The 18,467-nt window shown below is 72.3% G+C and carries 17 protein-coding genes; 9 read left to right on the top strand and 8 right to left on the bottom strand.

The features are described from left to right. Positions 1-64 precede the first annotated feature (64 nt). A complete protein-coding gene (locus HD593_RS23975; protein ID WP_221524922.1) occupies positions 65-937 on the top strand; it encodes an oxidoreductase in 873 nt (290 codons plus the stop codon). Positions 938-1,044: 107 nt separating this feature from the next. Here the strand turns inward: HD593_RS23975 and HD593_RS23970 are convergent, their stop codons facing one another. The 4 genes from HD593_RS23970 to HD593_RS23955 all read right to left on the bottom strand — a co-directional run bounded on the left by HD593_RS23970 (position 1,045) and on the right by HD593_RS23955 (position 5,718). Then, positions 1,045-1,875 carry a carbohydrate deacetylase gene (locus HD593_RS23970; RefSeq protein WP_185104356.1) on the bottom strand — a complete coding sequence of 277 codons (831 nt, stop codon included), beginning with the start codon at positions 1,873-1,875 and terminating at the stop codon, positions 1,045-1,047. After that, positions 1,872-3,299 (bottom strand): MFS transporter, encoded by a 1,428-nt coding sequence (locus HD593_RS23965; RefSeq protein ID WP_312903657.1) that lies wholly within the window; start codon positions 3,297-3,299, stop codon positions 1,872-1,874. Before HD593_RS23965 ends, HD593_RS23970 begins: the two co-directional genes overlap by 4 nt. 150 nt (positions 3,300-3,449) lie before the next feature. Beyond that, entirely contained in the window at positions 3,450-4,247 is a 798-nt protein-coding gene (locus HD593_RS23960) for a DUF1684 domain-containing protein (RefSeq protein ID WP_185104355.1), read from the bottom strand. A 25-nt stretch (positions 4,248-4,272) separates the two neighbouring features. Next, on the bottom strand, positions 4,273-5,718 hold the full coding sequence (locus HD593_RS23955; protein WP_185104354.1) for an MFS transporter: 1,446 nt from the start codon (positions 5,716-5,718) through the stop codon (positions 4,273-4,275). 206 nt (positions 5,719-5,924) lie between these two features. Between HD593_RS23955 and HD593_RS23950 the strand changes: the two genes are divergently transcribed. After that, positions 5,925-6,527 carry an XRE family transcriptional regulator gene (locus tag HD593_RS23950; RefSeq protein ID WP_312903655.1) on the top strand — a complete coding sequence of 201 codons (603 nt, stop codon included), beginning with the start codon at positions 5,925-5,927 and terminating at the stop codon, positions 6,525-6,527. Here HD593_RS23950 and HD593_RS23945 read toward each other — a convergent pair. Beyond that, positions 6,524-7,195 carry a TetR/AcrR family transcriptional regulator gene (locus HD593_RS23945; RefSeq protein WP_185104352.1) on the bottom strand — a complete coding sequence of 224 codons (672 nt, stop codon included), beginning with the start codon at positions 7,193-7,195 and terminating at the stop codon, positions 6,524-6,526. The two genes, HD593_RS23950 and HD593_RS23945, sit on opposite strands and share 4 nt — an antisense overlap. A 155-nt stretch (positions 7,196-7,350) precedes the next feature. On the opposite strand from HD593_RS23945, the gene HD593_RS23940 reads away from it, so the two are divergent. The 3 genes from HD593_RS23940 to HD593_RS23930 all read left to right on the top strand — a co-directional run bounded on the left by HD593_RS23940 (position 7,351) and on the right by HD593_RS23930 (position 11,330). Further along, positions 7,351-7,776, top strand: a complete 426-nt coding sequence (locus HD593_RS23940) for a Dabb family protein (protein ID WP_185104351.1) — start codon at positions 7,351-7,353, stop codon at positions 7,774-7,776. A 38-nt stretch (positions 7,777-7,814) separates the two neighbouring features. Further along, positions 7,815-8,942 (top strand): epoxide hydrolase family protein, encoded by a 1,128-nt coding sequence (locus HD593_RS23935; RefSeq protein WP_185104350.1) that lies wholly within the window; start codon positions 7,815-7,817, stop codon positions 8,940-8,942. Positions 8,943-9,281: 339 nt separating this feature from the next. Then, positions 9,282-11,330 (top strand): ATP-binding protein, encoded by a 2,049-nt coding sequence (locus HD593_RS23930; protein WP_185104349.1) that lies wholly within the window; start codon positions 9,282-9,284, stop codon positions 11,328-11,330. A 20-nt stretch (positions 11,331-11,350) separates the two neighbouring features. Here HD593_RS23930 and HD593_RS23925 read toward each other — a convergent pair whose 3' ends face one another. Both HD593_RS23925 and HD593_RS23920 read right to left on the bottom strand, forming a co-directional pair. Then, complete coding sequence (locus tag HD593_RS23925) at positions 11,351-11,815, bottom strand: MarR family winged helix-turn-helix transcriptional regulator (protein WP_221524921.1); 465 nt, start codon at positions 11,813-11,815, stop codon at positions 11,351-11,353. A gap of 152 nt (positions 11,816-11,967) precedes the next feature. Continuing rightward, entirely contained in the window at positions 11,968-12,843 is an 876-nt protein-coding gene (locus tag HD593_RS23920; RefSeq protein ID WP_185104348.1) for a helix-turn-helix domain-containing protein, read from the bottom strand. A 143-nt stretch (positions 12,844-12,986) separates the two neighbouring features. Here HD593_RS23920 and HD593_RS23915 point away from each other — a divergent pair, with 143 nt between their 5' ends. Beyond that, entirely contained in the window at positions 12,987-14,003 is a 1,017-nt protein-coding gene (locus tag HD593_RS23915; RefSeq protein WP_185104347.1) for an alcohol dehydrogenase, read from the top strand. On the opposite strand, the gene HD593_RS23910 is transcribed toward HD593_RS23915, so the two are convergent. Continuing rightward, positions 14,000-14,908: an NADP-dependent oxidoreductase gene (locus HD593_RS23910; RefSeq protein ID WP_185104346.1), complete on the bottom strand. Its 909-nt coding sequence runs from the start codon at positions 14,906-14,908 to the stop codon at positions 14,000-14,002. The two genes, HD593_RS23915 and HD593_RS23910, sit on opposite strands and share 4 nt — an antisense overlap. Positions 14,909-15,007: 99 nt before the next feature. Between HD593_RS23910 and HD593_RS23905 the strand changes: the two genes are divergently transcribed. From HD593_RS23905 to HD593_RS23895, 3 genes are all read left to right on the top strand, one after another. Continuing rightward, positions 15,008-15,496 (top strand): MarR family winged helix-turn-helix transcriptional regulator, encoded by a 489-nt coding sequence (locus HD593_RS23905; RefSeq protein WP_185104345.1) that lies wholly within the window; start codon positions 15,008-15,010, stop codon positions 15,494-15,496. 71 nt (positions 15,497-15,567) lie between these two features. Continuing rightward, positions 15,568-17,025 (top strand): MFS transporter, encoded by a 1,458-nt coding sequence (locus tag HD593_RS23900; protein ID WP_185104344.1) that lies wholly within the window; start codon positions 15,568-15,570, stop codon positions 17,023-17,025. A 178-nt stretch (positions 17,026-17,203) separates the two neighbouring features. Then, entirely contained in the window at positions 17,204-18,436 is a 1,233-nt protein-coding gene (locus HD593_RS23895) for an ROK family transcriptional regulator (protein ID WP_185104343.1), read from the top strand. Positions 18,437-18,467 lie beyond the last annotated feature (31 nt).

Genomic DNA, 18,467 nt, shown 5'->3' with positions numbered 1-18,467 from the left:
GGCCGGCAGGGAGCGCTCCGCCTGCGCGGCTGCTACCGGGGCCGCCGCCGAGCCTCTAAGGTGAATGATCGTGGCAACGGCGCGATGGGCACTGGGCGGCGACCTGAGCGTCGCCAGGATCGGCTACGGCGCGATGAAGCTGACCGGCTGGCCGAGGGGCGACCGCCCCAGCCGGGACACGGCCCTGGCCGTCCTGCGCCGGGCCGTGGAGGTCGGGGTCGACCACATCGACACCTCGCACTACTACGCGCGCGACGGCGTGGCCGCCAACGAGCTGATCCGGGAGGCGCTGCACCCGTACCCGGACGGACTGGTCATCGTGACCAAGGTGGGGGCGCTGGTCGAGGGCTCCGACATCGACCTGCCCGCGTCCGGGAAGACCGGCCTGACGCCGGACGGCCTGCGCCGCGGCGTCGAGGCGAACCTGCGCTCGCTCGGCGTGGACCGCCTCGACGTGGTGAACCTGCGGATGGGCGACCTCGACCGCGGCGGAACATCGCTGGCGGCGCCCCTGGAGACCCTGCTGGCGCTGCGCGAGGAGGGCCTGATCCGCCACCTGGGCGTCTCCAACGTCACGGCCGCCGAGTTCGCCGAGGCCAGGAAGATCGCGCCGATCGCCTGCGTGCAGAACCTCTACAACCTGACACGGCGCGAGGACGACCCGCTGGTCGACGCCTGCGCGGAGGCCGGGATCGCCTACGTCCCGTTCTTCCCGGTCGGCGGCTTCCAGCCGCTCACGGCCGCGCGCCTGGACGCCGTCGCCGCCCGGCACGGCGCGACCGTGCCGCAGGTGGCCCTGGCCTGGCTGCTGGCCAGGTCGCCGAACATCCTGCTCATCCCGGGCACCGGCTCCCCGGCGCACCTGGAGGAGAACGTCGCCGCGGGCACGCTGGAGTTGACCCCCGCCGACCTCGTCGACCTCACAGAGGCCGGTTAGCACCGCACGTCAAACCCTCACAAGGCCGGTTGGCACCGCAGGTCAGACCCGCACGGGGCCTGGCAGCACCGCAGGTCAGACCCACCGGCCTCACTCGGCGGCGCCGGTCAGGCCCACCAGCCTCCGGCGACCTCGACGTCCTCGCTGTCCAGGGCCTTGTGCCACACGGGGTCGCGCAGCAGCCGCGCCTCCCAGACCCGCACGACACCGTCGGGGCCCCTGACCGCGTCCTCGCGGGACGGGTGCAGGAACAGCTCGCTGGTGCCCTCGGGCAGGGCGGCGAGCCGGCGCAGGTAATCGTCCCGCAGCCGCTCGTAGGTGCCGAGCTCGCGGGCCGTGCGCCGGTTCGTCGCGATGGTCTGCGGGATGGCGACGCCGAGCGCGTCGGCGTGGGCGACGGCGAGTTCGTGGGCGGCGGCGAGGGCCGGCGGGAGGGGGCCGCCGAAGTACGGCTCCGGGTCGCGGGGCAGCCGGAAGGCCAGGCCGTGGCGGGCGCACCAGGCGAGCGCCTCGGCCAGCCAGGATCTGCCGTGCAGGCCGTACAGGGTGCCGGCGTGGGAGTCGGCGGCCACGGGGGCCAGGCCGCGCTCGCGCATCCACCGCAGCTGCGCGTCCGCCTCCCGGATGACGTCGCCGGCCTCGCCGCGGGCGCCGAGCACGTACGGATCGTCGCTGAGCGTCCCGTCCGGGTCGGCGAGGCTCGCCGGGCCGTCGAGCGGCCGCCAGCGCGGCAGCCCGCGCTCGCTGGTGAGCGTCACGTGCAGGCGCGGCACGACGCCGGTCTCCGCCACCCGGCCCGCGGCCCGCTCCGCCTCCGGCGAGACGCAGATGAGCGTCGTCGCGGACACCTGCCCCTCGGCCAGCAGCTCGACGATGACCTCCGTCGTCCCCGGCTCCCTGCCGAGGTCGTCGGCGGTGATCACGACGCGGCGGGTCATCGCGGACGCTCCGCGGCGGTCTCGTCGCCGGACCTGGGAGCCTGCGGCCCGACCGGCCCGTCACCAGGCCCGGGAGGCGGCGGCTCGGCCGGCTCGCCCGCCTCCGGCGGCGTCTCGATCGGCACCGAGACGAAGCGCGCCGCGACCGCGCCGATCGCCGTCAGCACGAACGGGTACACGCATAAGTACACCCGGAACGCCAGCCCGGGATCCCCGCCCGGGTCGGCCCCCGAGTTGTAGCCGAAGAACACGCCGAGCGAGGTGAGCGCGAGCCCGGTCACGATCCCGTTGAGCCGGGTGAAGAACCCGAAGGCGGACAGGAAGAGCCCTTCCCGGTGTTCCCCGTTGCGGGTGGCGTCGGCGTCCAGCACCCGGGCCACGATGAGGTCGTTGGTGGCGAGCATGCCCGACCAGCCGGCCCCGACGAGGATCCCCGCGGCGATCGCGGTGATGAGGTCGGTGGCGAAGAACAGGGCGGCGAAGCTGACCGCGAGGACGGCGAAGGCCAGCCGCCAGGTCCACAGGGCGCCGCGGCGGGCCACGACGCGCGTCCACACCGCGAGGCCGGCCGCGGAGACGAGGATGACGATGCCCTGGAGGTAGAGCGCGTTCCCGACGGGGAGGCCGAGCGAGTAGCGCACGTAGAGCTGGATGCCCGACAGCACGAGCGCCATGGCGATCCCGTAGCAGGCGCCGGTGAGGCCGACCGTCCAGAACATCGGGTTGCGCACGATGGACCAGATGCTGGGCAGCAGCCGGGGCCGCTCGCGGGTGGAGTAGCGGGGCCGCTCGCGCGCGCTGAGCGCCATGAACACGATCACGGCGACCGCGACCGCCCCGTAGACGATCGCGGTGGTCTGGAAGCCCTGCGTGGACTCCTCGGTGCCGAACACGCTCGTGGTGAGCAGCGGGGTGACCGCGAGCGAGATCACCAGCGCCACGAGCTGGAAGCCCTGCCGCAGGCTGTTGGCGACGGCGCGGTCGCGCTCGCGCGGGTACAGCTCGGGCAGCAGCGCGCCGTAGTTCGCGTTCAGCATCGAGTCGAAAGCCTCGCACAGGATCGCGAACACCGCGAACCACAGCACGAGGCCGACCCCCTCCAGGGACGCCGGCGCGGAGAAGAACGCGATCATGCAGGCGGCCAGCATCGGCGCGCCGACGAGCAGCCAGGGCCGGCGGCGGCCGAAGCGGGTGCGGGTGCGGTCGGACAGGTGACCGAGGAGCGGGTTGTCGAGGGCGTCGATGATCGCGTAGATCACCATGACCGCGCCGTAGGCGCGTACGTCGAGCCCGAGGATGTCGACGTAGTAGAGGATCATCGACCCCTTGATCATGTTGATCGGGATCGAGGTGCCGAACATCCCGATGGCGTAGCGCCACGCGGGAGTCCTCCCCGGATCGGACACCGTGACAGGCTGGGACACGCGATCACCTTCCTCGGGGGCGCCGATGCCGTACGTCGTGGGCCCACGTCGGCGATGTACCCCCACTCACCTGATCGTCCGGCGGCCGGATGTCGTTGCAATCGTTCCCAGGATGACGGACGTTCCCGGCCGCTGGACGACGGGAGCCCGTCAGCGGGGTGACTTCTCCCCGGCTTCGACCGCGAAGGGCAGCCGGTTCCCCGATGGCGGCAGCGGGCAGATGGGGAAGTGCTCGCTGAACGCGCACGGCAGGTTGACGGCGCGGTTGAAGTCGAGCGTCACGTTGCCGCCGGCGTCCGGGACGGGCAGGTCCAGGGAGCGGCCGGCCCCGTAGGTGGTGACGCCGCTGGTGGCGTCGGTGAAGACGGTGAGCAACCTGCCGTTCGAGGTGAGCGCCTGGAGGGTGTGCTCGGTGCCCGCGTGCTCGAAGCGGATCAGGCCGGGTGTGTCGTGGGCGTGGCTGCCCCAGCCCACGGAGTCGAGCGTGATGGACGCCGGCGCTTCGAACCGTTCGAGGCGGCCCTGGAGCACCCAGCGCGGGCTGGGCTCGTGGACGGGCACGCCGTGGAAGTCGCGCCGCGCCGGTGAGCCCGGGTCGTAGGTGACGATCAGGTACGTGCCGCGGTAGGTGATGCCCACCTCCAGGTCCCCCACGGTGACCCGGACGTCGTCGGGGGCGCCGGCGAGGGTGAGACGGCGTTCGGTGGTGAAGGTCTCGCCGTCGAAGGTCATCGGGGTGCCCTGGGGGTCGAGATGGAGGGCGTCCCCGTCCTGCCACCACAGGCCGGGCAGGCCGGGGCGGTTCCTGGGCGTGTCGTCGAGCCATTCGTGCGCGGTGGCGGCCAGCCAGCCCAGGGGCCGGCTGAGCCACTGCTCCCAGCCGGCCCGCCACTCCTGCCAGGCGCGGGTGAACTCCTGCGGGCCGGTGGGCACGGGTGCGTTGCTCATGGTGTGGTTCTCCAGGTCGTCGTGGTCAGCGTGCGGTCGTGGTGGGGCGGGCCCAGGTGGCGAAGAGGGTCAGGGCGAGCAGGGGGAAGACGATCCCGGCGGTGAGGGCGGTGGCGATCGCCGTGGCCTCGCCGGTGCCGGCGCCGCCGTACACGGTGGTCATCACCGCCAGGCCGAGCGCGCCGCCGAGTTGCTGCATGCCCTGGTTGAGGCTGGAGGCGGCGCCGAGGTGGGCGGGCGGCGCCTGGTGCATGATGACGGCGGTGACCGGGGCGACGGTCAGCCCCGCGCCGAGGCCGAGCAGGACGAACGGCCCGAGCAGGCCGCCGGCGTAGGTGTCGGCGGCGTCGATCCGCGACATCCACAGCAGCCCGAGCAGCAGGGCGGACATCCCGAGCGAGCCGACGATCCGCTCCCCGTGCCGCGGCACCAGGCGGCCGGTCAGCAGGTTCGTGACGAGCAGCGCGGCGCTGAAGGGCAGTACGGACAGCCCCGTCTGGAGCGGGGTGAAGCCGAGCGCGTTCTGGGTGAACAGCGCGGCGAAGTAGAGGAATCCCGCCTGGCCGGCCGGGATCAGCATCATGGCCAGCAACGGGGCCGCGCTGCGCATCCGCGTGAAGAACTCCAGCGGCACGACGGGGGCGGCGTGGCGGCGTTCGATGAGGACCAGCGCGAGCAGCCCGGCCGCCGCCAGCGCGAACGAGGCCAGGACCGGCGGGCCGGTCCAGCCCTGCGACTCGGCGCTGATGAGCCCGTGGACCAGGGCGGTCATGCCGACGGTGGACGCGACGGCCCCGCCGACGTCGAGCCGGGCCGGCGTGCGGGGCGCCTCCGGCACCAGCAGGCGTACTCCCGCGAGCACGACCAGGCCGATGGGGACGTTGACGTACATCACCCATTCCCAGCCCAGGGACGTGGTGAGCAGCCCGCCGAGCACCAGGCCGAGCCCGGCGCCGATGCCGATGGACAGCACGAACACGCTCATCGCCCGGGCCCGCTGCGGGCCCGGCCGGGTGATCGACATCAGCAGCACGAGCGTGCCCGGCGCGGCGAGCGCCGCTCCCAGTCCTTGCAGGACGCGGGCGGCGATGAGCATCGCCGGCGTCGTGGCCGCGCCGCCCAGCGCCGAGGCGGCGGTGAAGACGGACACGCCGATCAGCAGGGCGCGGCGCGGCCCGATGATCGAGCCCACCTTGCCGCTGAGCAGGACGAGCCCGCCGAAGACCAGGGCGTAGGAGGTGACCACCCAGGACAGGCCGGTCGCGGAGAAGCCGAGCGCGTGCCGGATCTGCGGCAGCGCGACGTTCACGACGCTGTTGTCGATCACGAGGATGAGCTGGGTCAGGCACAACACGATGACGGCCGGGTAGCGCAGCCGCTGCGCGGAGGGCGGCTCGTCGCCGCTCGCGGGCGGGACGGCACGGCCGGCGCCCGGATCGGGCCCGGCGTTCCGGAGGGAGTGGGTGCTCACCGTGAGCGTCCTTTCTGACGGTGGCCGGCGAGATGTCCGGCGCACTGCTGGGAGTCTGCGTCACCTCCGGGCGCGGGCACACGAAAGCTTGCCGATCCGGCAAGAAGCGCTCTGCGGGAATGCGCAGGCATGCCTGGGCGGTTGATGCCGGGGCCGGACGTCCGGTGCTTGTGTTCCTCGTTGCCAATTCAGCATGGGCGGCCACTGTGGACGACGATCTCGACGCCGCGCTCGCGGCCATGGGCCCGCGGCTTCGCCGGTTGCGCCGCCATCGGGGCCTGACCCTGGCCGGCCTGGCCGCGGAGACCGGCATCTCGGAAAGCACCCTGTCGCGCCTGGAGAGCGGCCGCCGGCGGCCGAACCTCGAGCTGCTCCTCCCCCTGGCCAGGGCCCACGGCATGCCGCTGGAGGAGCTGATCGGGGCGCCGCAGACCGGTGACCCGCGCGTCCACCTGCGGCCGATCCGGCGCGACGGCATGACCTACATCCGGCTGACCCAGCGGGCGGGCGGCACCCAGGCGTACAAGCTGATCATTCCCGGGGCGGCGGGCCCGGCCGAGCCCGTCCCGCAGCGGCACGAGGGGTACGAGTGGCTCTACGTGCTCAACGGCCGGCTACGGTTCGTGCTCGGTGACCAGGACCTGACGCTGGCTCCTGGTGAGGTGGCCGAGTTCGACACGCGGGTGCCGCACTGGATGGGCAACGCGGGGCCCACGCCGGTCGAGCTGCTCATCCTGTTCGGGCCCCAGGGGGAACGCGCTCACGTCCGCGCCCGGCCGCGCCCGCACGGCACGGCGGGGCGCACCTAGCGCGGCGCGGACGTGGTGGTGTCCCCGCAGCCTGGCGGCGCGTGGGTCCGGGCCCGCGCGCCATGAAGGATGAAGTCGGCCGTGCGCTCGAGGAAGTCGTCGTCCAGGGGGCGGCCGAGCATGAGCAGGTGGAAGTAGAGCGGCCCGGAGACCATCTCCAGCAGGAAGCCGGGGTCGGTGCCGGCGGGCAGTTCGCCGCGTTCGACGGCCCGCTCGAAGATGACCCCCGAGACCTTGAACCTGGCCGGCCAGAACCTGTCGAGGAGTTCGTACAGGTCGGCGTTGGCGGCGGTGCGCGGGCCGGCTTCGCGCTGCAGCGCGACGACCCAGGGCACGCCGAGGCCGAGCCGGATCTCCTTGAGCAGCTCGATGAGATCCCCGCGCAGGGTACCGGTGTCGGCGGGCGGCACGAGCTGGCCGCGGCGCTCGATGAGGGCGGTGGACACCAGGCCGACCTTGTTGCCCCACCGGCGGTAGATCGTCGTCTTGTTGACACCGGCGCGCTCGGCCACCGCGTCGACGCGCAGCCCCGCGTAGCCGACCTCGCTCAGCTCGGCGATGGTGGCGTCGATGACCGCTTCGCGGACGCGGGCCGTCCGGCCGCCCGGCCGTACGGTGGCGGTGTCGCCGCGCAGGTGCTGGACGTCTTCCGGCGGTTCTCCTGCCATGTGGCCAGGTTAGGGGTGCGGCGATGCTAGACACAACTTGCGGGTGCGTTAAGCCGGGAATTAAGCCAACAGTTGGTTGCGTTAAGCGGAGGCTGAACCTAGAGTCCTCAAAGCGACAACCCGTTGCATCCAGGTTCACCCGGAGGAGAATCGCCATGATCTACCACCAGGTACGCCTCGCCATGAAGCCCGACGCGCCGGAGGACCAGGTCCAGCACGCGCTCGACCTGATGCGTACGCTCGGCGAGAAGCTCGACGTCGTCGAGTTCTTCATGGTCGGCCGCGACTTCGGCGGCGAGTTCCACTACGGCGCCATGTACGCGCTCAAGGACATCGACGCCTTCCGCACCTACATGTACGACCCGCTGCACCGCCAGATCGACGCCATCGGCCTGCCGCTCACGGCGAACATGATCTCCCAGGACCTCACCGACGACCCCGACCCCGAGATCGGCGCCAAGATCGCCCAGGTGCACACCGACCGGTTCAGCGACCACCCCGAGCTCCTCGGCCTGGTCGAGAGCCTGGACGCCTACGAAGGCAGCGGCGTCCCCACGGACGACTCCAAGCCCCAGTCATAGCCCGCGCGAAGCGAGGGCCCGCACCTCAAGGAGACTCCATGATCGCGGTCAGCGACGCAGAACTGAACGAGCTCCGCGCCCGGCTGAAGGCCACGCGGTGGCCCGAGCCGTGGCCGGTGGGCGGCTGGCAGGCCGGTACCGACGCCGCGGAGCTGCGCCGCCTGGTCGCGTACTGGGCCTCGGGCTACGACTGGCGGGCCCACGAGGCCGCCATCAACGCCCTCCCGTCCCATCTCGCCGACCTCGGCGGGACGCCGGTGCACTACCTCCGCTTCGACGGCGAGCATCCGGACGCCCTGCCGATCGTCCTCACGCACGGCTGGCCCAGCTCGTTCCTCGAGCTCGTCCCGCTCGCCGAACGGCTGGCCACCCCGTCCCGGTACGGAGGGGCAGCCGCGGACGCCTTCACCGTGATCGTCCCCTCCCTGCCCGGATTCGCCTTCTCACCCCAGCGGCCCACGCTCACGGACGCGGACCAGACCCACGACCTCTGGCACCGGCTGATGCGCGACCACCTCGGCTTCGAGCGGTACGCGGCCCACGGCGGCGACCTGGGCGCCGGCGTCACCTCGCGGCTCGCCGAGGCCCACCCCGAGGCGCTGGCAGGCATCCACCTGCTGGCCGTGGCGCCACCGTCCGGCTACGACCCGGACGGCCTCACCCCGCAGGAGCAGGCCCACCTCGCCTCGGTGGCGGCCTGGCAGGCCGAGGAAGGCGGCTACCAGCACCAGCAGAGCACCCGCCCCCTCACCCTGGCCCACGGCCTGGCCGACTCGCCCGCCGGCCTGCTCTCCTGGATCGTCGAGAAGTACCGCGCGTGGAGTGACAGCGGAGGCGACCTGTCCAAGCGCTTCAGCGACGACTTCATCCTCACCCAGGCGTCCCTCTACTGGTTCACCGGCACGATCTCGACCTCCTTCAGGCCCTACTACGAGTACGCCCACGGCCTGACCAGACGGGCGGAACGGGTGACGGTGCCCACCGCCGTCGCCCTGTTCCCCGCCGACCTGAGCCGCCCCCCGCGGAGCTGGGCCGAGCGCACCTACCACATCACGCGCTACACGCTCATGCCCCGCGGCGGCCATTTCGCCGCCCACGAAGAACCCGGGCTGCTGGCTCACGACATCATCGAATTCTTCCGCGATCTTCGCTCCCCGGCCCGATGAATTTCCGCACGGCGAATTCGTTAAATGAATGATCCGCGCATCGAGCGGGTTTATTTCTCGTTTCCCGCCATGACCAAAGATGCAAAAGTACAGCCTGCTGTACCTGTGGTGGGCAGTGGGCGGTATCGTCACGACTCATCGCTCTTTCCTACGGTGGAGAGGGCGTCATGGCGATACGCCATGGTGCGTCCTGTTGAATTCTTGGCCGGCCGGATCCGTGAAGGGTTCACCGAGAATCCGGCCAGCGTCCGAGGCGGACCGGCACTCACGAGTGGTATATGCCGGGTGTTCGGAGAGGGATCAGGGGAAATGTCATCGGGGAGCAGTAACCAGCCCGAATTGCTGGGATCGCGCCTGGAAGCAGCCCGCGAACAGGCCTTCGTCGGACGCGAGGAAGAGATCGCACTGTTCAAAGCCGCACTGTACGGCGGCGGCTGCAACGTCCTCTACATCCACGGCCCCGGCGGCATCGGCAAATCCGCCCTCCTCCGCCGCTTCGCCCACGAAGCCACCCTCACCGGCCGGCCCGTCACCACCCTCGACGGCCGCACCCTCGAACCCTCCCCCACCGCCTTCGCCACCGCCTTCGCCACCGCCTTCGCCACCGCCTTCGCCACCCACGCCCAACCCGCACCCGGCCACCCCGACCCCATCCTGCTCATCGACAACTTCGAACGCATCCAAGCCCTCGAAACCTGGCTGCGCGAACGCTTCCTGCCCCACCTCCCCCTGACCGCCCTCGTCGCCATCGCCGCACGCAACCCCCCCGACATCCGCTGGCAAGCCGACCCCGGCTGGACCACCGCCCTGACCATCCTCCCCCTGCACGACCTGCCCCCCACCGACGCCCAAGCCCTCCTGGACTCCTGCGCCGTCCCCACCGACCTACGCGACCCCCTCCTCACCTTCGCCGGCGGCCACCCCCTCGCCCTCCTGCTCGGCGCCGCCGTCGCCATCAAAGACGGCCACGCCAGCACCCGCTGGACCCCCCACCACAACGTCGTCGCCACCCTCCTGGACCAACTCGTCGGCGAACTCCCCACCCCCGCCCACCAGCACGCCCTCGAAATCTGCGCCCACGCCCACCTCACCACCGAAACCCTCCTCCGCGCCGCCCTCCCCCACGACGCCCCCCACCTGTTCCGCTGGCTCCGCCACCTGCCCTTCATCGAATCCACCCCCCACGGCCTCCTCCCCCACGACCTCGTCCGCGAACTCCTCGACACCGACCTACGCTGGCGCGACCCCGACGGCTACACCACCATGCACAACCGCATCTACACCCACCTCTCCGACACCATCCGCACCACCACCGACACCGACGTCCTGCCCGCCGTCGCCTCCCTGCTCTACCTCCACCGCAACCACCACACCCCCACCCACCCCGACCACGACCACCATCAGGAAGGCCAATTCCAGGAAGACACCCTCCACCCCCACGACCTCGGCACACTCCTCCGCGTCGCCACAACAGCCGAAGGCCCCGCCTCCGCCCGCACCGCCGCCCACTGGGCCGCACACCACCCCGAAGCCTTCCGCCTGTACCGGCGCACCGAAACCGGCGAACTCGTCGCCTTCTCCACCTGGCTCCGCCTCACCGAACCCGACGACCACCACCTCACCGCCGACCCCATCGTGGCCGCGGCGTGGACGCACGCACGCGCCACCACCCCGCTGCGCGCCGGCGAACACCTGGCCGTCAGCCGCCTGTGGGTGCTACCGCACTACCGCGGCAACTCCCCCGTCCTCGACCTCATCCAATGGCGCCTGATCGGCAACTGCCTCCGCGCCGAACGCATGGCCTGGTCCTACATCGCCATCCGCCGCCCCAGCCGAGCCTGGACCGAACACCTCCAGCGCTACGGCATGCGCACCATCCCCGCACAACCACGACTGGACAACGACCCCTACACCCTGTTCGTCCACGACTGGCGCGCAGTACCAGCACACACCTGGCTCGACCGCATGAACCGCCTGCTCCTCGGCCGCTCCACCGACACCCCCCTCGCAGATCTGGTCGTCCTGTCACAGGCTGAATTCGCCGAAGCCGTCCGCATAGCACTACGCGAGCTCTCACGGCCCGGTGCCCTGGCCGCCTCTCCGCTGGCCCGCACCCGGCTCATCGCCGACCAAGCCCCCCAAGACCCTGGCACGGCACTCAGCGACCTGCTCCGCCAAGCCATCGACGACCTACGCGAAGACCCACGCTCGGCCAAACTCCACCGAGCCCTGTCCATCACCTACCTGCACGGCACCCCCACCCAGGAACTCGCCGCAGAACAACTCGGCCTGCCCTTCACCACCTACCGCCGCCACCTCACCGCCGGCATCGAACGCATCTGCACCGACCTCTGGCACCGAGAACTCCACGGCGCCGACGCGTCGTGACCGGGTCTCCCGTCAGGCGCTCACCTCGGGCCCATGGCGTCGCCGGAGTCCAGGCCGAGCCGCGACCAGATCCGAGCCAGGTCCCGCAGGTCCTCTTCGTCCAGCCGGTCGAGGAAGAGGCGGCGCAGGTCGCCGTGCTGCTGCTGCCAGGCCTTGCGCAGGACGGTCCGCCCCTGTGCGGTGAGGACGACGACGTATCCGCGCCCGTCCTCCTCCGCCCGCCTGCGCTCGATGAGCCCGCGGCGTTCGAGCCGGTCGGCCAGCCGGGTGAAGCCGCCGGTGGACATCACGCGGCGCTTGGCCAGCTCGGACATGCGCATGCCGGTGCGCCCTGCCCTGCCGAGCAGGGACAGGACGCTGTACTCGGCCATGCTCACGTTCAGCGGGGCCAGGCCGGCCTCGATCTCTCGCCAGATGTGGTCGTGCACGTGCAGGAAGCCCTGCCAGGCCTCGTCCTCGAGCTCGGTCAATCGCGGTATCGCCATGCCGGCACACTATCGGGGCGCCCCCGGTAGGTGACTGCGCAGGCAGCACGGATCCGGCAATGCCTGTCTGCGCAGACACCCGGACGGCGCGCGCCCGCGACACGCCGAACTGTCACCGCCTCTCTCGGTGGCGTGGACGGGCAGGGGGCACCTCACGGCGGGAACGCGTGGCCGGGGCCGGTGCTCGGCCTGGTCAGGGTCCAGCTGGCCAGCAGGTTGAGGACGTCGCGTGAGGTGCTGGCGGGTTCGGTGGTGTAGAGGAACAGGGTCTGGTCGTGGTCGCCGGGCATGGTGAGGGTCTCGTAGGCGACGGTCAGGTCGCCGGCGATGGGATGGTGCAGGCGTTTGCTGCCGAAGGTGCGCTGGTAGACGCCGTGCTCGTCCCACCAGGTGCGGAACTGCGAGCTGCGTTCGGACAGGGTCGCGACCAGGTCGCGGGCGAGCGGGTCGCCGGGGTTGGCGGCCAGGTCGAGGCGGAGGTTCTCCACGCAGTTGCGGGCCTGCTCGTCCCAGTCGAGGAACAGCTGCTGGGCGGCGGAGTCGAGGAACATCCAGCGGGAGTAGTTCCGCTCCCTGGGCGGCATCGCGTCGAAGTCGGTGAACAGCGCGCGGGCCAGGCGGTTGGCCGCGAGCACGTCGGTGCGCCGGCCGAGGATGAGCGCCGGGTGCCCGTCCAGGCTGTCGAGCAGCTGGTGCAGCCCCGGCCGGACCCGCTGGACGGCCGGGGTGCGCCGGCGTGCGGGGCGTGCGGTGGTGCCGACCAGCTCGTGCAGGTAGGTGCGGCCGGCGTCGTCGAGGCCGAGCGCGCGGGCGACGGCGTCGAGCACCTGGTCCGACGGGGTGATGCGGCGGCCCTGTTCCAGGCGGGTGTAGTAGTCGGTGGACACGCCGGCCAGCAGCGCGACCTCCTCGCGGCGCAGCCCGGGGACGCGCCGGATGCGGCCGTCGGGCGGCAGCCCGGCCCGCGCCGGGTCGGCCTTGCTGCGGGCGCGGCGCAGGAAGTCGGCCAGCTCGCGGTTGAGACTCATCCCTCCATGGTGCCGAACGGACCGGTGGTCGTGCCTGGGACTGCGCGTCCTAGGTCGCGCAGGGCCGATCATGGCCCCCACGAAGGCGTCGGCCGCGTGAAGACTCGTTGCTGTCCGCACATGACAGATCAGCGAGGTCCAGCATGTCCACGATTCGTTCCGCACAGGTGACCGCGCCCGGTGGCGCCTTCCGCTTCGCCGACACGATGCTGCCCGAGCCGGGGCGGGGCGAGGTCCGCGTCACCGTCGAGGCCGTCGGGGTGTGTCACACCGACCACTACTTCGTGCACGGCGGCTACCCCGTGCGGTGGCCCGCCGTGTTCGGTCACGAGATCGCCGGCCGGATCGACGCCCTCGGAGAGGGCGTGACCGGCTGGACGGCCGGCGACCGCGTCGCCGTCGGCTGGTTCGGCGGGAACTGCGGCTCGTGCGGGGCCTGCCGCGCGGGCGACTTCATCCACTGCGCCGACCTGAAGGTGCCCGGCTGGCACTACCCCGGCGGGTACGCCGACGCCACCGTCGTCCCGGCCACCGCGCTGGCCCGGATCCCCGAGGGGTTCTCGCCGGTGGCGGCCGCCCCGATGGGGTGTGCGGGGGTGGCGGTGTTCAACGCGCTGCGCCACAGCTCCGCCCGGCCCGGCGACCTGGTCGCGGTGCTCGGCATCGGCGGGCTCGGCCACCTGGGCGTCCAGTTCGCCGCCAAGATGGGGTTGGAGGTGGTCGCGATCTCCCGCGGCACCGAGAAGGCCGAGCTGGCCAAGCAGCTCGGCGCGCACCACTACCTCGACTCCACGGCGGGCGACCCGGCCGAGGCCCTGCAGGCCCTCGGTGGTGCGCGGGTCGTGCTGGCCACGGCCATGAGCTCCGCCGCGATGAGCGGCGCGATCGACGGGCTGGCGTACAACGGTGAGCTGCTCGTGGTCGGCGCCGCGCCGGAGCCCATCGAGGTCAGCCCGTTCCAGGTCATCCCGGGCACGAAGTCGGTGCACGGCCACCCGTCCGGAACCGCCAGGGACGTGGAGGACACCCTGCGCTTCGCCGCGCTGACCGGCGTGCGGCCCATCACCGAGGAGCGCCCGCTGGAGCAGATCAACGAGGCGTACCAGCGAGTCGTGGACAACCAGGCCCGCTACCGCGTGGCGCTCACCACGGGGAACTAGGGCAGCAGGACGATCTTGCCCCGGACGTGGCCCCGCTCCAGGCGCTCGAAGGCCGCGCGTACGTCGTCCAGCGCGTACGTCGCGGCGATCGGCACCTCCAGCTCACCGGCGGCCACCAGGGCGGCCAGCTCCGCCAGCATCGCGGCGCTCTTGGCGGAGCTGCCCTCGGCCTTGACGCCGTACTTCCCCACGGCGGCGAAGTCCACGATCGTGTTGACGCGGTCCGGAGCGACGCCGAGGCCGAGGGCGAGCTCGACGTACCCGCCGCCGTGGGTGTCGACGAACGCGCCGATCCCGGCCGGGCGCAGCCGGTCCGCCAGGCCGTCGCCGTACGCGACCGGCTCGGCCCCGTGCGCGGCCAGCCACTGGTGGTGGACGGGGTCGGCGATGCCGATCACCTCGGCGCCGGCGCGCCTGGCGAGCTGGACGGCGATCGAGCCGACGCCGCCCGCCGCGCCCGACACCGCCACCGTGTCGCCCGGCCGCGGGGACACCGCCCGTACGGCCGCGCAGGCCGTGCAGCCCGCGACGGCCAGCGAGCCGGCGACCTCCCAGGGCACGCCGGGCGGCTTGGGCGTGAGGTCGCCCGCCTCCACGAGCACGTACTCGGCATGGCTGGCGCGCCGGTCGGTGAAGCCGATGACCTCCGCTCCCGGCTCGACGCCCGTCACGCCGGGCCCGGTGGCGGCCACGATCCCGGCCAGGTCGCTGCCCTCGCCCGACGGGAACGTGGCGGGCCACCGGTCGTGCAACAGCCCTTCGCGGATCTTCGCCTCGCCGGGGTTGACGGCCGCGGCCTTGACCTGGACCAGCACCTGGCCCTGCGCGGGTTCGGGGACCGGGACGTCGGCCACCCGCAGGACGTCCAGGCCGCCGTACTCGTCGAATCGCACTGCTCTCGCCATGCCAGGGTCCTTCCGCGCGGGCCACGCGGAAAACACCGCCAGGCCAATCGTCCTTTCGCGGATAATCTGCGAAGGGATGGTTTGGGTAGGCTGGCAGGCATGACAGCGATGGCCCCCGCGCGTACAGAAACGGACCTGTCCTTCCTTCTCGACCACACCAGCCACGTGTTGCGCACGCAGATGTCGGCGGCGCTGGCCGAGATCGGGCTGACCGCCCGCATGCACTGCGTGCTGGTGCACGCCCTGGAGGAGGAACGCACCCAGATCCAGCTCGCCGAGCTGGGCGACATGGACAAGACCACGATGGTGGTGACCGTGGACGCCCTGGAGAAGGCGGGCTACGCCGAGCGCCGCCCATCCAGCACCGACCGGCGGGCCAGGATCATCGCGGTCACCGAGCCGGGCGCGGAGATCGCCAGGCGCAGCCAGCAGATCGTGGACGGCGTGCACCGCGCGGCGCTCGGAGCGCTACCAGACGACGAGCGCGAGGTGCTGGTCCGAGCCCTGAACCGCCTGGCGACAGGGCATCTCGCGACCCCCGCAGAGAGCCCGCAGCAGGCTCGCAGGGCACGGGAGCGCGCAAAGTAGGTCCGAAAAGGATCGTCTATTACGGAACCATCTGCTACGGTCTCTCCTGTCGACCTGAGACGGGAGAGACCATGTCGAATGTGCTCACCTCGCGCTGGACCGCGCTGGGCGTGCTGTCCGCGACGGGACTGATGACCATCCTGGACGGCAGCATCGTGACCGTGGCGATGCCGGCCATCCAGCGGGATCTGGACTTCTCGGCCGCCGGGCTGAGCTGGATCGTCAACGCGTACCTGATCCCCTTCGGCGGCCTGCTGCTCCTGGCGGGCCGGCTGGGCGACCTGATCGGGCGGCGGGCGATGTTCCTGGCCGGGAACGCGATCTTCACCGCCGCCTCCGTGCTGGCGGGCGCGGCCACCGATGCCAGCCTGCTGATCGCCGCCCGGTTCCTGCAAGGGGTGGGCAGCGCGCTGGCCTCGGCCGTGGTCCTGGGCATCCTGGTGACGCTGTTCACGGACCAGGCCGAGCGCGGGAGGGCGATCGCGATCTTCAGCTTCACCGGGGCGGCCGGCGCGTCCATCGGCCAGGTCGTGGGCGGCGTGCTCACCGACGCGCTGAGCTGGCCGTGGATCTTCTTCATCAACGTGCCGATCGGGCTGGTCACCCTGCTGCTCGCGCTGCCGGCGCTGCCCGCCGACCGCGGGATCGGCCTGTCCGCCGGCGCCGACGTCATCGGCGCCCTGCTGGTGACCTCCGGGCTGATGCTGGGCATCTACACGGTCGTCAAGGTCGAGGAGTACGGCTGGCTCGCCGCCCACACCCTCGGGCTCGGCGCGCTGTCGATCGCCCTGCTCGGCGCCTTCGTGGCACGGCAGGCCACCGCCAAGGCCCCGCTGATGCCGCTGCGCATCCTGCGCCCGCGCAACGTCGCCGGCGCGAACCTCGCCCAGATGCTGAGCCTGTCCGGAATGTTCGCCTTCCAGGTGCTCGTCGCGCTCTACATGCAGCGGGTCCTGGGGTACGGCGCCCTGGAGACCGGCCTGGCCATGCTGCCCGCCGCGGTGGGCATCGGCACGATCTCGCTGTTCGTCTCCGCCCGGCTCAGCGCCCGCTTCGGCGCCCGTACGGTGCTGATGGGCGGCCTGGTGCTGCTGGTGGCGGCGATGCTGCTGCTCACCCGGGTCACGGTGGACGCCGGTTACCTCACCCACCTGCTCCCGCCCATGCTGCTGATCTCGGGTGGCGGGCTGGTGCTGCCCGCGCTGGCCACGCTGGGCATGTCCGGCGCCAGGGACAGCGACGCGGGCCTGGCCTCCGGCCTGTTCAACACCACGCAGCAGGTGGGCATGGCCATCGGCGTGGCGGTGCTGTCCACGATGGCCGCCTCGCGTACCGGCGAGCTGCTGGCGGCCGGGGCCGGCGAGGCCGCCGCGCTCACCGGCGGTTACCGGCTCGCGTTCGCCATCTCCGCCGGCCTGCTGCTGGCGGCGTTCGCGGTGGCGCTCGCCGTCCTGCGGCGGCCGGCCGCCGGCGGCGACCTGCCCGCCGCGGCGGAATCGCCGGCGATGGAGACCTCCTCGACCTCCTGACCGCCACTAGGTGGACAGCGTGAACGCGTTCTGAGCCCGCGGATCGGGCCTTCACCAGCCGGCGTGGCCTGACCACGCCGGCACTTCTGTTTCAGCAAGGTTTCGGACTCTTGACAGGAGGAGGGCCACGCCTCAGTATCTTCACCACTAACTTTATTCCTAAAGAAAGTCCTCTCACATGGCAGGCACGGACCGCGGCGACCTCACCAGGACGGCCATCCTCGCCCTCCTGGGCACGGTCGGCCCGCTGAGCCGCAGCGAGATAGCCCGCGAGCTCGACCTCAGCCCCGCCACCGTCACGCAGCTCACCAAGGAGCTCATCGGGCACGGCATGCTGGAGGAGCTGGACCTGAAGCCGTCACGCGGCGGCCGTCCCGCCCAGCGGCTCGGGCTGGTGGGCAGCGCCGGGCGGGCGCTCGGGGTGAAGGTGACGGCCGACCACCTGGTGCTGGTGGACGTACGGCTCGACGGCGAAGTGCTCGGCTCCTGGGAAAGACCCCACGACCCGGCGGCGCCCGACGCGCTGGAGCAGCTGGCGGACGCGGTGGAGTCCGTGGTCCGCGAGATCTCCGGGGTGCCGCCGCTGCTGGGCGTCGGGGTCGGGGTGCCGGGCAGCGTGGACGACCAGGCCGTCGGCACCGTCAACGCGCCGACGCTCGGCTGGCAGGCCATGCCGGTGGGCGAGCGGCTGCGGCGCCGGCTGAACCTGCCCGTCCTGGTCGAGAACGACGTGAACGCGCTGGCCGCGGCCGAGCGACTGTACGGCCGGGGGCGCACGCACAGCGACTTCCTCGTGCTGACGATCGGACGCGGTGTCGGCGCGGCCATCGTCGCCGGTGGCCGGGTGTACCGGGGCGCGCGGGGCGGCGCGGGCGAGTTCGGCCACCTGCAGGTGGATCCCGGAGGGCCGCCCTGCGGGTGCGGCGCCCGGGGCTGCCTGGAGGCGTTCGTCGGCTCGGCCGGCCTGCTGGCCGCCGCCCGCGCCAGAAACGCCCAGGCGGCCGGTCGAGCGGCTCAGGTGGAGGTGCGTGACCCGCTCGGCGGGGTGGCCGCGCTGGGCCGGGCCGCGGCGGGCGGTGATGTGGCCGCGCGGGAGGTGTTCGCCGAGGCCGGGGCGATCCTCGGCCGTGCAACGGCGGGGCTGATCAACGTGGTGGACCCGGAGGTCGTGGTGGTGCTCGGCGAGGGCACGGCCGACTGGCCGCTGTGGCGGACCGGCTTCGAGCCGGCCCTGCGCGCGCAGCTCTACCCGGGGCGGCGCGACATCTCCGTGGAGGTGGAGAGCTGGGACGACACGAGCTGGGCGCAGGGGGCGGCGGCGCTCGTGCTGGCCACCCCGTTCGACTCCGCCGGAGCGGCGGGCGAGCAGGGCCGCCTGGTCCGCGCCCGCCTGATCGGAGCCGGCTCATGAACGCCCGCCCGATCCGCGCCCGCCTGATGGG

The organism is Nonomuraea rubra, from assembly GCF_014207985.1.
In the GTDB taxonomy this organism is placed as follows: Bacteria; Actinomycetota; Actinomycetes; order Streptosporangiales; family Streptosporangiaceae; genus Nonomuraea; species Nonomuraea rubra.
The sequence above is the reverse complement of the archived record's forward strand: the minus strand, read 5'-3'. Positions and strand labels throughout refer to the sequence as shown.

Coding starts and splice junctions, on each gene's coding strand:
- HD593_RS23975 (WP_221524922.1), top strand. CDS start 65: ATGATCGTGGCAACGGCGCGATGGGCACTGGGCGGCGACCTGAGCGTC.
- HD593_RS23970 (WP_185104356.1), bottom strand. CDS start 1,875: ATGACCCGCCGCGTCGTGATCACCGCCGACGACCTCGGCAGGGAGCCG.
- HD593_RS23960 (WP_185104355.1), bottom strand. CDS start 4,247: ATGAGCAACGCACCCGTGCCCACCGGCCCGCAGGAGTTCACCCGCGCC.
- HD593_RS23945 (WP_185104352.1), bottom strand. CDS start 7,195: ATGGCAGGAGAACCGCCGGAAGACGTCCAGCACCTGCGCGGCGACACC.
- HD593_RS23940 (WP_185104351.1), top strand. CDS start 7,351: ATGATCTACCACCAGGTACGCCTCGCCATGAAGCCCGACGCGCCGGAG.
- HD593_RS23935 (WP_185104350.1), top strand. CDS start 7,815: ATGATCGCGGTCAGCGACGCAGAACTGAACGAGCTCCGCGCCCGGCTG.
- HD593_RS23925 (WP_221524921.1), bottom strand. CDS start 11,815: ATGGCGATACCGCGATTGACCGAGCTCGAGGACGAGGCCTGGCAGGGC.
- HD593_RS23920 (WP_185104348.1), bottom strand. CDS start 12,843: ATGAGTCTCAACCGCGAGCTGGCCGACTTCCTGCGCCGCGCCCGCAGC.
- HD593_RS23915 (WP_185104347.1), top strand. CDS start 12,987: ATGTCCACGATTCGTTCCGCACAGGTGACCGCGCCCGGTGGCGCCTTC.
- HD593_RS23910 (WP_185104346.1), bottom strand. CDS start 14,908: ATGGCGAGAGCAGTGCGATTCGACGAGTACGGCGGCCTGGACGTCCTG.
- HD593_RS23905 (WP_185104345.1), top strand. CDS start 15,008: ATGACAGCGATGGCCCCCGCGCGTACAGAAACGGACCTGTCCTTCCTT.
- HD593_RS23900 (WP_185104344.1), top strand. CDS start 15,568: ATGTCGAATGTGCTCACCTCGCGCTGGACCGCGCTGGGCGTGCTGTCC.
- HD593_RS23895 (WP_185104343.1), top strand. CDS start 17,204: ATGGCAGGCACGGACCGCGGCGACCTCACCAGGACGGCCATCCTCGCC.